Source organism: Mesorhizobium sp. M7A.F.Ca.CA.004.04.2.1 (assembly GCF_004022825.1).
Classification (GTDB): domain Bacteria; phylum Pseudomonadota; class Alphaproteobacteria; order Rhizobiales; family Rhizobiaceae; genus Mesorhizobium.
In genome coordinates this window covers 1-13628 of record NZ_RZPH01000043.1, presented here as the reverse complement: position 1 = coordinate 13628, position 13628 = coordinate 1, and the positions used below count along the sequence as shown (strand labels likewise).

9 protein-coding genes and 1 pseudogene are annotated in these 13628 nt (G+C 59.9%); 8 read left to right on the top strand and 2 right to left on the bottom strand.

Annotated elements, in window-relative coordinates; all coding sequences use genetic code 11:
• The 7 genes and pseudogenes from EN893_RS03905 to EN893_RS03875 all read left to right on the top strand — a co-directional run.
• A pseudogene (locus EN893_RS03905) lies at positions 1-583 on the top strand (calcium-binding protein); the annotation flags it as partial.
• A gap of 511 nt (positions 584-1094) precedes the next feature.
• Positions 1095-2303 (top strand): glycosyltransferase family 4 protein, encoded by a 1209-nt coding sequence (locus tag EN893_RS03900; protein ID WP_127266447.1) that lies wholly within the window; start codon positions 1095-1097, stop codon positions 2301-2303.
• Positions 2300-3559: an O-antigen ligase family protein gene (locus tag EN893_RS03895; RefSeq protein WP_127266448.1), complete on the top strand. Its 1260-nt coding sequence runs from the start codon at positions 2300-2302 to the stop codon at positions 3557-3559. Before EN893_RS03900 ends, EN893_RS03895 begins: the two co-directional genes overlap by 4 nt.
• A complete protein-coding gene (gene asnB / locus EN893_RS03890) occupies positions 3559-5556 on the top strand; it encodes an asparagine synthase (glutamine-hydrolyzing) (protein WP_127269810.1) in 1998 nt (665 codons plus the stop codon). Before EN893_RS03895 ends, asnB begins: the two co-directional genes overlap by 1 nt.
• A gap of 1 nt (position 5557) precedes the next feature.
• A complete protein-coding gene (locus EN893_RS03885) occupies positions 5558-7789 on the top strand; it encodes an exopolysaccharide transport family protein (protein ID WP_127269812.1) in 2232 nt (743 codons plus the stop codon).
• A gap of 300 nt (positions 7790-8089) precedes the next feature.
• Complete coding sequence (locus EN893_RS03880) at positions 8090-9340, top strand: lipopolysaccharide biosynthesis protein (RefSeq protein WP_245490796.1); 1251 nt, start codon at positions 8090-8092, stop codon at positions 9338-9340.
• Positions 9337-10377: a glycosyltransferase family 2 protein gene (locus EN893_RS03875; protein ID WP_127267494.1), complete on the top strand. Its 1041-nt coding sequence runs from the start codon at positions 9337-9339 to the stop codon at positions 10375-10377. Before EN893_RS03880 ends, EN893_RS03875 begins: the two co-directional genes overlap by 4 nt.
• 82 nt (positions 10378-10459) lie before the next feature.
• On the opposite strand, the gene EN893_RS03870 is transcribed toward EN893_RS03875, so the two are convergent.
• The gene (locus EN893_RS03870) at positions 10460-11167 is read right to left on the bottom strand and encodes a helix-turn-helix transcriptional regulator (RefSeq protein WP_127267495.1); all 708 of its coding nucleotides are present in this window, start codon (positions 11165-11167) and stop codon (positions 10460-10462) included.
• 213 nt (positions 11168-11380) lie between these two features.
• On the opposite strand from EN893_RS03870, the gene EN893_RS03865 reads away from it, so the two are divergent.
• Complete coding sequence (locus EN893_RS03865) at positions 11381-13123, top strand: PAS domain-containing protein (RefSeq protein WP_127267496.1); 1743 nt, start codon at positions 11381-11383, stop codon at positions 13121-13123.
• On the opposite strand, the gene EN893_RS03860 is transcribed toward EN893_RS03865, so the two are convergent.
• The coding region (locus EN893_RS03860; RefSeq protein ID WP_164900708.1) for a response regulator transcription factor at positions 13116-13628 on the bottom strand (513 nt) is incomplete at its 5' end. The two genes, EN893_RS03865 and EN893_RS03860, sit on opposite strands and share 8 nt — an antisense overlap.

The window sequence follows — 13628 nt, the reverse complement described above, 5'->3', positions numbered from 1 at the left end:
GACCGGCTATGGCGGCAATGACACCTATTACGTCGACAATGCTCACGACAAGGTGGTGGAGCAGAAGGGCAGCGGCATCGATAAAGTCCTCGCCTCTGTGAGTTTCGCCCTATCGGCTGGCTCGCACATCGAACAACTCGCGACCAGCAAGGCGTCCAGCAAGGCCGCGATCGACCTGACGGGCAATGAGTTCGCTCAAACCGTCAAAGGCAACGCCGGCGCCAACAAGATCGACGGCGGCGGTGGAGCCGATACTTTGACCGGCGGCCGCGGCAGTGATGTCTTCGTTTTCAGTACCGCTCTTGGCGACGGAAATGTCGACAGGATCACTGATTTCAACAAAGCCCAGGACAAAATCCACCTCGATCATTCCATCTTTGCCGGTCTCGATCAGGGGGGCCTCTCGTCGGACGCTTTCTTTGCCGGCAAAGCCGCGCATGACAGTTCCGATCACATTGTCTACAACAGTTCGACGGGAGCTCTTTCTTTCGACAGCGACGGCGTCGGAGGCGCAAACCAGATCCATTTCGCGAGCCTCTCTCCGCATCTGTCGATTACCGCATCGTCTTTCCTGGTCACCTGAACCAGCCCAGCGAAGAAATGCTCTAAGAAGTCGGCGAGGCCCCTGGCCTCGCCGACAGATGTTCCGGATGAGTGGACCAACAGCTGACGTGCCGGTTCCGTCCTGAAGACCGGCCACGCAGGCCGAGGGCCGACTTGACGGCCCAGCGCAACCACGCGTCAAAGATTTTTTGCCATCAGCGAACCGCGGAGCTCAGGCACCGCGCCGCCGCAATTGGACACTCGAAAACCTTGGACAACCAAGGTGATGCAGACCAGCCACCCGTACCGGCTCAGGCAAGCACCGCGCTCATCCCGCAAGACACGAGTCGCATGAACGCTCCGGCAATCGCGAGGGAATCTCGCCTCGCTGGTCGCTACCCTTCCAAACATCCCTTGTGTCATTCAAACGGACGAGGACAGGCACCTGGTGTCCCCCTAGCGTGCACTCGGGCGGCATGCGCTCAGAGGTGATGAAACCGGGCCATGGCAGCATCGAGAGCCAATCGGCCATGTGCGCTTGGGAGAGGCAGATGAACCCGCACCTGGTCTGCGTGGGAGGCGAGGATCACGCCTTGAGAGTTCCCTTCCTCATCGCGCTGCGAGAGAAAGGCTTTCGCGTTACGGCGGTCTCGAGCGGTTCTCCCGTACCGTTTCTTCGGCATGACATTTCGCATCACAGGTTCTCCTTCGACCGCTTTGCAAGCGGAGGCGGGGAATGGCGCACTCTCCGAACGATGCGCCGCTTGATGCAGGAGCTTCAGCCTGACATCATCCAGAGCTTCGACACCAAGCCAAATCTGTTGACGCCCCTTTCGGTACGGGGAACTGTTCCGGTCATTCGCACCATCAACGGACTGGGGTGGACGTTCTCATCGCTGGAGCCTCGAGCCCTGGCCTTGCGCCCGGTCTATTGCGCACTGCAATGGCTTGCGTCTTCCTGGACGGCAGCGACCGTATTCCAAAATCGCGACGACCAACTGTTCTTCGAGCGCTTTCGGCTGATCGGCCGCGGAAGTTCGCGACTGATACGCAGTTCCGGAATCGATGTCGATGCGTTCGCAACGGTGCGCCATCTCGGGTCCTCAGCAACGAAGATGCGAAAGGACCTCGGCCTTCAGTCCGCCGAAGTGGTGATCTTCGTCGGCCGTTTGACGCGCCAGAAAGGCGTGGCGACCCTTCTCAATGCGATCCCTCGCATCCTGTCCGCAAGGCCCGCGGCGCGGTTTGTGCTCGTCGGCCCACGAGAATCCGAGGGCTCATTCGCAATCGACAAATCGGAGCTCGATCGGCATGCACCTCATGTGCTGGCCTTGGGTCCACGACGCGATGTCGCCGATCTCCTTGGCATGGCCGATGTATTCGCCTTTCCCACTCAGTATCGTGAGGGGGTTCCGCGTGTATTGCTGGAGGCGGGGCTGGCGGGACTGCCCATCGTGGCCTCAAGGATGCCAGGCTGCAGCGACATCGTCGAAGACGGATGGAATGGCTACCTGGTTGCGCCGCATGATGCCGATGCCCTCGCCTCGCGAACGATAGACTTGCTGTCCGACCGCGCGGCGGCCAAGGCGATGGGCGCCCGTTCTGTTGAACTTGTCCGGAGGCAATTTGCCCTGCCACTGGTGGTCGACCAGTACTGCGATCTTTACGACAACACACTCCGCGCGGGGCACATGCGACCGCTCCCTGCCGTTGGGCTTGGAGGCGGCCTCGCAAATCACCGAGGCGGGGCACATCAATGATCCGGGACGCCTTGCTCGCCCTGGGAGTTGCGATGTCTTATGCGACGCAACTGGGTGTTCCGGGATTGCCGCTCGGCTATGGCGAATTGTTCATCGCGATCTGGATCGTTCTGGCGATTGGACGAATACTCGCCGGCGGTCGTCTCCAGGTCACGCCCGCTTTTGTCCAGCTTGCGAGCTTCTGGCTGATCTTGTCGCTGGCTTTGGGAATCGGCACGATCGTCGGCTACCTGACCACCGTCCTTTACCTGACCGGGCTGGTACATGACGTTATGGCCTATGTGTTGCTGGCAAGCTTCACATGCTTGGCGGCCGCGGAGCCCGACGCCGATCGTCACCTTCGCCGCAGTGCGTGGTGGGTGATCGCCATCGCCAACGGGAGCTTCGTAATTCAGCTGGGACTGGCATTTGGGGTAGCCCACCAGTCCGGCGTCGATCCCTGGTTCTGGGACAGGTTCCGTGGCTGGTCCGAGAACCCGAACCAACTTGCGCTCTATTGCGCGCTTTTTGGCCCACTGGCTTTGCATCTTGCTACGACCACCCGCAACCCATGGGCTCGTTTGCTTGCATTCTCATGCCTGCTCCTGACCTTCTATGTCGGCCGGCTGACGAAGAGCGACACCTATCTCTACACCAGCATCCTGAGCTGCCTCATCTTTATCGGATTGCGGCTTCGTGCATGGATAGCAACGAGTGGCCGCGCCAGCATGCCCCGCATGGCGGCAATTCTGCTGTTGGCGGGTTCCTTGCCTCTAGCGCTTGCAATGACGCCGTACGCGCTCACCGAAGAGACCAGCGTCGCCAATTTTGCCAAGAACCTCACCAAAGACGAAGGCGGGGAAGGGACCATCGAAACGTTCGAACTCCGGCTCTATTTGTGGCAGGAGGCCGTGGAAAAAGGATTGAAATCCGGGTCGCTGGGACTGGGTCCTGGTCCTCACCTCGAGCGGCCGCCCGTCGCCGACCGTCAATTTCTGCAGCGACCTTTCGAAGCGCACAATACCGTTCTCGACCTTTACCTGCAGGGCGGATTGCTCGCCGTCATCGCGTTGGTCTGGATCGGGGGAGCCGCCATGTCCTTCGCCTGGCGAGGAGGATTCGACGCCCTGCTGGTGCTTGGTGTCTCGACGATAATCTTCAGCATGCCTCACCTGATCATCCGCCATCCAATCGTGTGGTTTTCGCTGGCTTTCTGCCTCGTTGCCGGAAATCCGACCGCACTTCGGCGGCAGCTTGCTGAACCGAGGGTGTCCTAATGTGTGGGATCGCGGGAATTCTATTGGCTTCCGACGCCGCGGACATAAAGCCGCTCGGAGCGATCGGGCGGATGACTGCATCGCTGCGTCACCGGGGGCCGGACGGCCAAGGGCTCTGGATCGACCGCGAAGCTGGAATCGCACTGGGCCACAGGCGGTTGGCAATTGTCGATCTGTCAGCCGCCGGGCACCAGCCGATGCATTCCGCCAGCGGTCGGTACGTGATCACCTTCAACGGTGAGATATACAATTTTCGCGATTTGCGTTGCGAACTCGAGAGTGCGGGCCAAACCTTTCAAGGCGCCAGCGACACCGAAGTGATGCTGTGCGCAATCGAGCATTGGGGGCTTGAGGCCGCCCTCAATCGCTTTGCCGGGATGTTCGTCTTCGCATTGTGGGATCTCAAGACAAGAACCCTGCATCTGGCCCGCGACAGAATGGGCAAAAAGCCCCTCTATGTCGCATCGATCCGAGATGCGCTGGTTTTCGCCTCTGAGCTGAAGGCGATCAATTGCTTTCCGGGCTTTTCTCCCGACCTTGATCTTGATGCCGCCGCGGCAATGCTTTCGACGGGATGGGTGCCGGACCATCGCTGTATCTGGCGAAGCGTGTTCAAACTGCCGCCTGGTTCTGTCCTTTCCGTCACGGCGGCGACTTTTGCCGAAGACCGCAGCGCGGACCGTCTTTCCCGATGCGTTCACCGCTGGTGGTCGCTGGCTGACGTCGCTGCCGATGGGCGACGGAACCCCGTCATCGGCACGGACGAAGACCTCATTGACGAACTGGACAACCGGCTTCGGCTGGCTGTGCGGGAACGCATGATCGCCGACGTGCCTCTGGGCGGCTTCCTGTCGGGGGGCATCGACAGCTCAGCCGTGATCGCCTTGATGCAGGCCCAATCCTGCAAGCCGGTTCGCAGCTTCACGATCTCGTTCGCAGAGGGCGGCTTTGATGAAGCTCCATATGCAGCGGCCGTTGCCCGTCATCTGGGTACCGACCACTCCGAACTTCACCTCTCGCCAAGCGCCGCACGTGACGTCATTCCCGAGTTGCCCCAGGTCTGGGATGAACCCTTCGCCGATGAATCACAAATACCGACCTTACTCGTTGCCAGGCTCGCTCGTCAGCACGTCACCGTAGCGCTGTCGGGCGACGGTGGTGACGAGTGCTTCGCAGGATACGGGCGCCACTTTATGGCGGAGCGGCTGAAACGGCACCTGCGCCTGCCCCGACAACTGCGCCGAACCTTGGCGGCAGGAGCAGGTTTTTTCGCACGCGCCGGACGTGACGATGTCGTTGGCAAACTGCCGCTCTCTGCGAGCGCGAGGCATTTTATCCGGAGCGACCGAATGGAACGCCTCGCCCGGCTGCTCACGGCATCGAATGAAGACGAATTGTTTCAGCGGCTGGCGCGGCCACAGGCTGAAAACCTGGGATATCAGCGGCCGACCGAACCAACCTACGGCTACGGCGATCCGCCGCTTGACGACCTGCTCTCCCGTCTTCTCTACGATGACATGGCGGGCTACTTGCCTGGCGACATCTTGGTGAAGCTGGACCGTGCCACCATGGCCAACAGCCTTGAGGGTCGGTGTCCTCTCCTTGACCACCGCGTTGTCGAATTCTCCTGGCGGCTGCCATCCAACATGAAAGTTCGTGATGGCGCCGGCAAATGGATCCTTCGCCAATTGCTACGCCGCTATCTCCCGCAGCACCTGATCGAGCGTCCGAAACAAGGCTTCGATGTCCCTATTGCTGGATGGCTGCGGGGTCCGCTGCGCAACTGGGCCACCGATCTTCTCGCCGACATGCGAACCGAAAGCAGTGACGTATTGGACACCGCGAAGATCGACGCCTGCTGGCGCGATCACATTGATGGCCAGAACCGCTCCCGCGAATTGTGGTCCGCGTTGATGTTCCAGGCCTGGCGGAGCAAGGCCAATCGGCAAGCACAGCAAACCGGCCCAACTCATGAACTCGACCTGGCAGGAGTGTAAGATGGTAGGTTCCGCAATCAGCCCGATCCAGCTGCCACGGGTCAATCAACTGCCAGCACCGGTTCTCGAAGGCAGAGTGCACGTGCGGTCATTGCGTGAATATGTCGAGCCGCCCACCGCGTCGCGCCAACTCTTCGTGATTTTGGCAAGGAGAAAATGGTCTATTATTGCTTTCGCTGTGTTGGGCGGCTTGTTGGCGGGGTTGCTGGGAAGCCTTCGACCAGTTCTCTATGAGTCAACAACCCAGCTTATCGTCGACGCCCCCTCGCGCGGTTCACTGCCCGTCGGCGCCCCGTCTTCGCAGGACCTCGTTGATTCAAGCATAGATGACCACATCACGATGCTATCGTCGCAAGATCACCTGCGCCGGGTCATGGCGGCACTACGCAAGACAGGTGCGGCGGAAACCGGACAGGACAATTCCGCTAGCAGGAATTCCCGGCTTGAACCGTCTGCCACCCCTCCCCCAAGGACACGCTCACTTGCCGGCGGTCTACTGGACCGGCTGTGGCCAGGGGCGGACCAGGCAGCCAACAGTCCACAAGCCGAGGATGCCTCCGAGTTGAGAGCTTTGCGGCGAGGCATGCGGGTCGGGCAGGAGCTGCGATCGAGAGTGATCTCCGTCGCTTTCGCCGATGACAGCCCCGCGCGGGCGGCGCTCGTGGCCAACACATTCGCTCAGGTTTATGTCGACACCCTAACGAAGAAAAGGCAGGCATCCGACCAGCAAGAGCTCGATGCAATCACCGCCAGTCTGCCCGGGCTGCAAAATGATCTGCAGGCAGCGGCTGACCGCCTTGAGAAATATCGGCTGAGTCACGGAGCCATCGACCAAGGCTCGGCGGACAATGCAGCCAGGGAACGGGCCGACCTCAGCCAGCAATTGTCGATGTCAAAGGCGGATCTCGCCGCCGTGGAATCTCGGCTACGGTACGTCCAGCAGCTTCGAGAGCAAGGGGCCACTCTCATCGCCCTGGCCGAAGCTATTGGCGCGCCTGAGCTTGCCGACCTTGCGGCTCGACAGGCTCTCGCGCCGGCAGACCAGGAACTCAGAGCCACGACGCAAAGCAAGATCGAACAAGGCGTCGACAAGATTGCTGCCGATGCAAACATTTTCCGTGCACAGATCGCCGCTCTCGAAAGCCGAAAGAACATCCTGGATGCGGTCATGGCCGACACCGCCAGCCGGCTTTCCGGCTTGCGGGCTCTCGAGCCGCAGGTCAGCCTGCTGACCCAGCGATATAACGAACTCCTTGGTCGACAACAGGATTTGACGCGGCGTATCGGAGTTCCCTCGGCTGGAATTTCGATCCTGTCTGCGGCTTGGCCGCCGACTATCCCGCAGACATTGCCAGCCATCTTCCTGGTTCCCCCCGGGATGATCCTATTCGCTATCCTTGGGGCGATGTACGTCACGATGCGCAATCATTTTGACCGGACTTTCCGTGGCGAGGCCGAAGCGGAAGCGGTGCTCAAGGTTCCATGTATGGGGCAGATCCCCGAAGCATGCGGAATGCATGCCAAACAACTGCGAAACCTCGTGCTGGGGGAGCGCAGGTCCGCATATAGCCGCGCCGTGACGTCGTTGCTGATCGCGGCGGCACCAAATGCGCTAAGGGCTCGTTCGTCGTACACGGCGCTTGTCACCTCCAGTATGCCGCAGGATGGCGGGACCGAGCTCGCGTGGAGCCTGGCGCTCGCCGGCACGCGACTGGGCGGTCGAGTCCTGTTGGTCGATCTTGAACGCAAGGGCGTTCAGCTCACGCTCGAGTTCCTGCACCAGTTCAGCGAGCGCAAGAACCGCCATTCCTTCGCTGACTATGTTTGCAATCGCTGCGACCTGGAAGGTGCCGTTGCCAGGCTGCATGAAATCGGGATCGACGTAATGACCGCCGCTCCGTCGGACGACCTGCTGGCGCTGCTATCGTGCGAGGATGGAGGCAAAGTGATGGCGGATCTGCACGCGACCTATCGCATCGTGATCATAAACCTGCCGTCGGCGCTGGGGCGGCCGGAAGCCAAATTTCTGCCCGGATGGGCGGACGTGGTTCTTTTCGCCATCCGGTGGAGGAAAACGCCACGCACCCTCGCTCGCGGGGTGCTGGAACTCCTTCAGGGCAACGGTTCTCTTGCGATACCTGTCGGCAGTGTCCTCACGCGCGTGAATCTGAAGAAACATGCCGGATATCGGCTCGAGGACAGCGCTGACCTCTTGCGCGAGCAAATAGCATGACGGCCACAGGCTCGTCCTTGGGCTACGAACGATCCGGGGGTGGTTCATCCAGGGAGCGGCCAGGACGATTCACGGTGCAGCCTGTCAGCAGAGCGCGTCATTCAGGTGAATGATGGCAAGGTCCGGTGTGCATCGTAGGCTCCGGCAATCCCCGATATTTGCCTCCCTCGGAAGCGCGAACCGATGGCACCAAGCGACCTTCTGAGACCCAAGACGGTTCCTGCGGCCGGCACAGCCATCATCGTTGTTCGGCCGAGCCCGATCGGCTCGATCATTCGTGCGGCAAGCGGAGTGTCGGCAATGGCGATTGTCGGCCAGCTCACCCTTCTTGCTGCAATCCCGGTTTTGGCGCGGCTCTATTCGCCGGCCGATTTCGGCGTCTTTACGATTTACCTGTCGATCGTGAATATACTCGCCGGGGTCGCGGCATTGCGCTTCGAGGCTTCGCTCTATGGGGTCAAGGGGAGCGCGCAGGCCTATGTGACGGTCAAGCTTATTCTCTTGGCTGTGTTCGTGACGACCGTCCTGGCCTTTTCGGCCGGACAGATGCTGTCGAACCTTGCTCCCGATCGCCTCGGCTCGCTCGCCTGGCTCATTCCGATTGGAATGGGAGGCGCAGGTCTGGTCGAAGCCATGAACTGCTGGAGTCTGCGTGCCGGGCTTTTGCGCGATTTTGCTCTCGGGCGCCTGATCCTGCCGGCGAGCATGGCTGCACTGCAATTGGCTTTCGGCATCGCCAACCTCGGCGGCGAAGCCATGATCCATGCGCATATTCTGAGCCAGTTCGTCTTCATCGGGCTGATCGGCTGTCGGGTGATGAGTTGGGAGGATTTGCGTGGCATCGCCTGGGCACCCTGGCGTGCGGTATTGGAAAAGGCTCGGCGGGAATACAAATTTCCTCTGTTCGATATTCCCGCAACGCTCGCGAGCATAGCAATCAACAATCTTCCAGCAGTGCTTGTCGGCGGGCTGTTCGGCACCGCATTTGCCGGATATTTGGGCGTGGCCGCGCGGCTGGTCACCGGTCCGGTGACGCTGATCGCCACACCGCTCAGCAATGTTTTTGTCGCCGAAGCAAACCGGAACAGCAATCGTGGACACCTGCTTGGTGTGGCGCGCGGGCTTCTCCTGCTGGCCGCCGCCTTTACCGCGGTGCCGATCTTGCTGCTCGGCCTCGCCGCGCCTTATGTGGTCGTTCCGCTTCTGGGCGAGCCTTGGATGCCCACTGCGGAAATCATGACCGCACTGGCGCTGATGGGCGCGGCACAGGCGTTGTCGACTCCGCTCAGCGACGTTCCCGCTCTGTTACGGCGGCAAGGAACAAGACTGGTCATCGACCTCGCACGGGCGGTTCTCGTGTTTGGCCCACTGCTCGCCGGCGCCCAGGCGGGCTGGCAGCCAGTCACCGTCATCTATTTCATGGCCGCCGGCGGCGCGTCGGGTTTCGCTCTGAAAATGGCAGCATCACTGTACCTGTTGACCCACGACCCTCAACCAGCAGGCGCTGCAACGTGCGTCCAACATGAATGTCTCGAGGAAAAAACACCATGAATTCGTCGTCGATTGACAACCTTCAAGCGGCAGTTGCGGTCACCCAGCATGACCGGGCCGATGTCTCATGGTCACGCCCTTTTATCTCGGTCGGGATACCAACCTTTCGTCGACCGGATACGATCCGCAGGGCGATCGACAGCGTCTTGGGCCAGGATTACTCCGATTGGGAGTTGGTCGTGAGCGACGACGAGGGACCGGAGGGCGAGACCTGGGCTATCGTGACCGACTACGCACGGAGCGAACCTCGCATCCGCATTATCGAAAACAGTCGAGGTCGCGGTCAGGTGGAGAACACCAACAACGCTATGCTGGCTTGCTCCGGACGATGGATCAAGTTGCTTCATGACGATGACTGGCTTGCGCCAGGTGCACTCAGGACATTCGCCGAAGTTGCCAAACAGTATCCCTCAGTCGCCTTCATGACGTCAGCCGCAAACATAATCGAGGACAAGCGAGTGCGATTTCGCCAAGTCCCCAAGGAGCAGGAACCGATCTCGCTTTATTCCAGCCAGCAGTGCCTGATGGACCTCTATCTGGTGCGTGCGACACGCTGCCTGGGGATTATTCCATCCACATTGTTGATCAACAGCGACGTCATTCGTGCCGGCTGCTTGATGCGCACGCACAAAGAGATTCCGGCCGGAGTGGATCAACTGTTCTTCGTCGATCTAGCCAGCCATGGGGACATGGTGGCGATAAGCGATCCGCTTACCTTTTACGATGCGACGAACCATCCAAGCATTACAACGTCAAAGAGTTTCCGCGAGGTCGACGAAGTGACCCTCGCCGTCAAACAGCTTAACTGGAATCTCATCAAGGACCGCAACCATCTCCCGCCTCCCGAGACATTGCTGCGGGCATTGCGGGTTGCTCGTATTCCCATGAGGTTCCACCAGCAGTCCTGGTTGACCACGTTCCTGGACGGGATTCAGATCTTCCGGCCTTCCGTCATGAAGGTGGCGGGCTGGCACGTGCTTAACCACGTGTTTGCAATCCGCCCAAGATTGGGCCGGGTGCGCACACGACGGCGGTAGGGTGAGTCTGGCGGACAAGCACGCCGGCAACAGATTGCGCGCGCACAAGCCTGTTGCGCGCGCGCATGGTACGGCCGTTACCTCACGGCAGGACGCATATGCGCCCAAGAAGAGCTACCAGTTCCGCCTGGCGCCGAGTTTCGGTCTTGGCGAACAGCGACGCCAGTTGTGACCTTATCGTGGTCCGGCTCAAGCGCCGCTTGCGGGCTATCTCCAAAGGGGCATCGCCCTGCGCCAAGCGCAGCGCGAGTTGCGTTTCGGCACTCGTCAGACCAAACATTCTTTGCAGCGTCTGGGGATTTGGCCCGGACCTGTTTTCACGATCCAGCAGCGCCACGATACTCGTCGCGTCAGGCGTTGCTATGCCCTTCTCGTTCAAAACCAAGGGCCTGTCGCCCATGCCGCGGATCACCACCCATGAAAGCGTGCCGGGAAGAAAATTCCCCGGCACGTTTGCGATCAGCCGCCTCAGAGCAACCGACACCTTGCCGGCCGTATCAGCTGCCTCGCCCTCGCGCTCCAAGGTGTTTTGAGCGGCTGAATTCCACTCCATGACCTTCCTGTCGCTGTTCAGGATCAGATAGCCACACCCGATGCGATCAAGCATTCCCACAACAGATGCAAGGCTGCTCTGCTTTGGCTCGACGGCCACGCCGTCGAACCTTTGTGGTGCTTGGTGCCAGGCGGAACCATGGCCACCCTGCGTTCTCAAGGCCGAGACGGGCTTTCCCCCGAAACCTCCATATTGGCGACCAAGAACTCCATCATCTTGCCTACCAACCAGTGCCATTTTCTTACCTCCCGCAAAACGGCAACGCCTCCCTGTCAAAAGGAGGTGCCTTCAACATGTCAGTCAGGTCGCTTGGAGAATTGCGGTCCGATCCGCCCCCGACATCGGACAAAATGCGCGCTACAATCCCAGGGAACAATCCTGCGGTCGGACTAGTCTGTACGCTTTTCGGTCTAATCTCGACGGACTAGTCAGAAGGTTATAGTTTGGCACATGCGTTTGCTTTCGCTCAATTTGCATCCGAACAGCTCAAGCAAGTTGCTGACCCACCTTGCCTCGATGTCGCTCCTGATCGCGACACTTGCGGTCGAGACGGCGCTGCCCGCCTCCATGGCATACGACATCGGCTTTTTTGAATTTGTTCCCACCATTATTGCCATCTCATATCTCGAAGATCGCCTGATTGCCCTTGCGGCAACGTTTGTGATGGTGGCCGTCGGCTTGTTGGCGCGGGATATCCTGAGCAACCCAATTAACGTCGAGGTTTGGATTAGGGCCATTCTGCTGCTGGTTGCAGGGGCGATGATCGCCCTGACTTTCCACCGGCAGAGGCAGGACTACCGCACCCTTTTGCAGGTTGCAGAGGCTAGACTCGTGGCCTTGGAGGCAACCGAAAACAGTTATCGCTGGGCATTCGAACGTGCCGCTATCGGCTTTGCCAACATGAGCGAGAACGGAGAGTTGCAACGGTCCAACAAACGTCTCTGTGAGATGACAGGGTATGTCGAGGAAGAGCTTTCGAGTCTACCGCTCAGGGCACTCGTCCACCCTGACGACAACCACACTTTGGCGGAAGCGTTGACTCGCCTCAAGGACACGACTTCTTTCGGCTCGGAGATCCGTCTCCTGAAAAAGGACGGCACGGTTTTGTGGACAAGATTGGCGCTGTCTTTGGCCGTGCCAGCCGATGCTCTCCCTCAAAGCATCTTTGTAATGATGGACGATATATCCGGAGAGCGAACCGCCCGCGAGGCACTCCGGGCTCAGAAGGAATGGTTGGACTTGGCGCTGTCGTCCAGCCGGTTGGGAACGTGGCGTATAGATTTCGAGAGCGGATCCGTGAATGGCTCAGCCGCGTTCTGGGAAATGATGGGACTGGCACCCGCGCCGAGTCGTCCATTGCAGGAATTGACCGCTGTCGTTCACCCGGCCGACTTGCCTAATCTGACGGCCCCGGGAGAGCTTGCATCAGGCGCCGACTATGATGCGGAGATCCGCATCAGGCGAGCTGGCGGGCATATCCGCTGGATCGCTCTTCGGGGCCGGGACGAATTGCGCGACGGTCGTGCACAGCGAATAGGAGTCGCCGCGGATCTCACCGATCGACGCATAACCATTCTGCTGCGGGCTGCGGCGAAGAAGCGAGAGCGGGCCATGCTTGAACAGCGCCATAGGCTCAACAATCTGTTTCCGGTGATCACGGCGCTTGTGAATATGGTCGGTGCCCCCGACAACGATATCGCCCGTTACAAGCAGATACTGATCGAAAAAATCGGCGCACTCCAGGCGACGCATCTGCTTCTTTCACGCGATGGCAGCCTGTCGGCTTCCCTCCGTGACCTCATTGCTCAGGAATTGCAGCCCTATATGGGGACGCACAACATTTCGATCAGTGGACCCGAAGTAAAAATGGCAGAGGGTTCGGCTGAGAGCTTCGCAATGATCGTTCACGAACTTACGACCAATTCCGTGAAGCATGGGGCTCTCGGCACTCCGGCAGGCCGGATCGAGGTCGCGTGGCAATTCGCAGCCCAGGAGCCCGGCGCCGACATCGTGTTTGAATGGTCGGAATCGGGAGAGCGCCGGGTCTCCACCTCGGCTCGGCGTGGTTTTGGGTCGTTGATTATTGGAGCCGACGGTGAGCCTATCGTGGGCCACTCTTCCAAGCTCGAGATGCTGGATCACGGACTAAAATATTCGGTCCGGCTGCCGCCAAAAGCAATCGGCGCTAGTTGATGTCTCTGGCGGCCCATGTCTTCAGCAAGACCGCGGCTTCCGTCCGATTTCGTGCTCCAAGCTCGCGCAGGACGGCGGCAGCATGAATCTTCGTCGTCGCTTCCGCAATTTCAAGAGAGCGGGCAATCTCTTTGTTCGAGTAACCTTCGGCCATCAACCTGAGGACTTCCTTCTGTCTGGACGTAAGCCTCCCCAGATTGTTGACGCTGATGGTCCTGTGGGGCATTTGCATGGGAGCCTCGGACGGAAGGCGTACCGACTCCTTGGACCTTTGTGAAAGAAGTGCCGGAACGTAAATGCGGCCGGCCAGGATTTCGTTCACCGCCAGGACCACCTCCTCGTCCGTTTGGGATTTTACGATATAGCCATGAAGCCCAATCGAAAGGGCAGTCAGAATCTCGGCGCGTGAATCCGTCCCTGAGACAATAGCAAACCGTGTGTCGGGATGAGCCGGTAAGACGTCGCGAAGATCATCCTGACCCGACATTCCCGGCATGTGCAGGTC

Excerpts from the sequence above, each read along its gene's own strand:
- EN893_RS03900 (WP_127266447.1), top strand. The coding sequence starts at position 1,095 with ATGAACCCGCACCTGGTCTGCGTGGGAGGCGAGGATCACGCCTTGAGA.
- EN893_RS03875 (WP_127267494.1), top strand. The coding sequence starts at position 9,337 with ATGAATTCGTCGTCGATTGACAACCTTCAAGCGGCAGTTGCGGTCACC.
- EN893_RS03870 (WP_127267495.1), bottom strand. The coding sequence starts at position 11,167 with ATGGCACTGGTTGGTAGGCAAGATGATGGAGTTCTTGGTCGCCAATAT.
- asnB (WP_127269810.1), top strand. The coding sequence starts at position 3,559 with ATGTGTGGGATCGCGGGAATTCTATTGGCTTCCGACGCCGCGGACATA.
- EN893_RS03880 (WP_245490796.1), top strand. The coding sequence starts at position 8,090 with ATGGCGATTGTCGGCCAGCTCACCCTTCTTGCTGCAATCCCGGTTTTG.
- EN893_RS03885 (WP_127269812.1), top strand. The coding sequence starts at position 5,558 with ATGGTAGGTTCCGCAATCAGCCCGATCCAGCTGCCACGGGTCAATCAA.
- EN893_RS03865 (WP_127267496.1), top strand. The coding sequence starts at position 11,381 with ATGCGTTTGCTTTCGCTCAATTTGCATCCGAACAGCTCAAGCAAGTTG.
- EN893_RS03895 (WP_127266448.1), top strand. The coding sequence starts at position 2,300 with ATGATCCGGGACGCCTTGCTCGCCCTGGGAGTTGCGATGTCTTATGCG.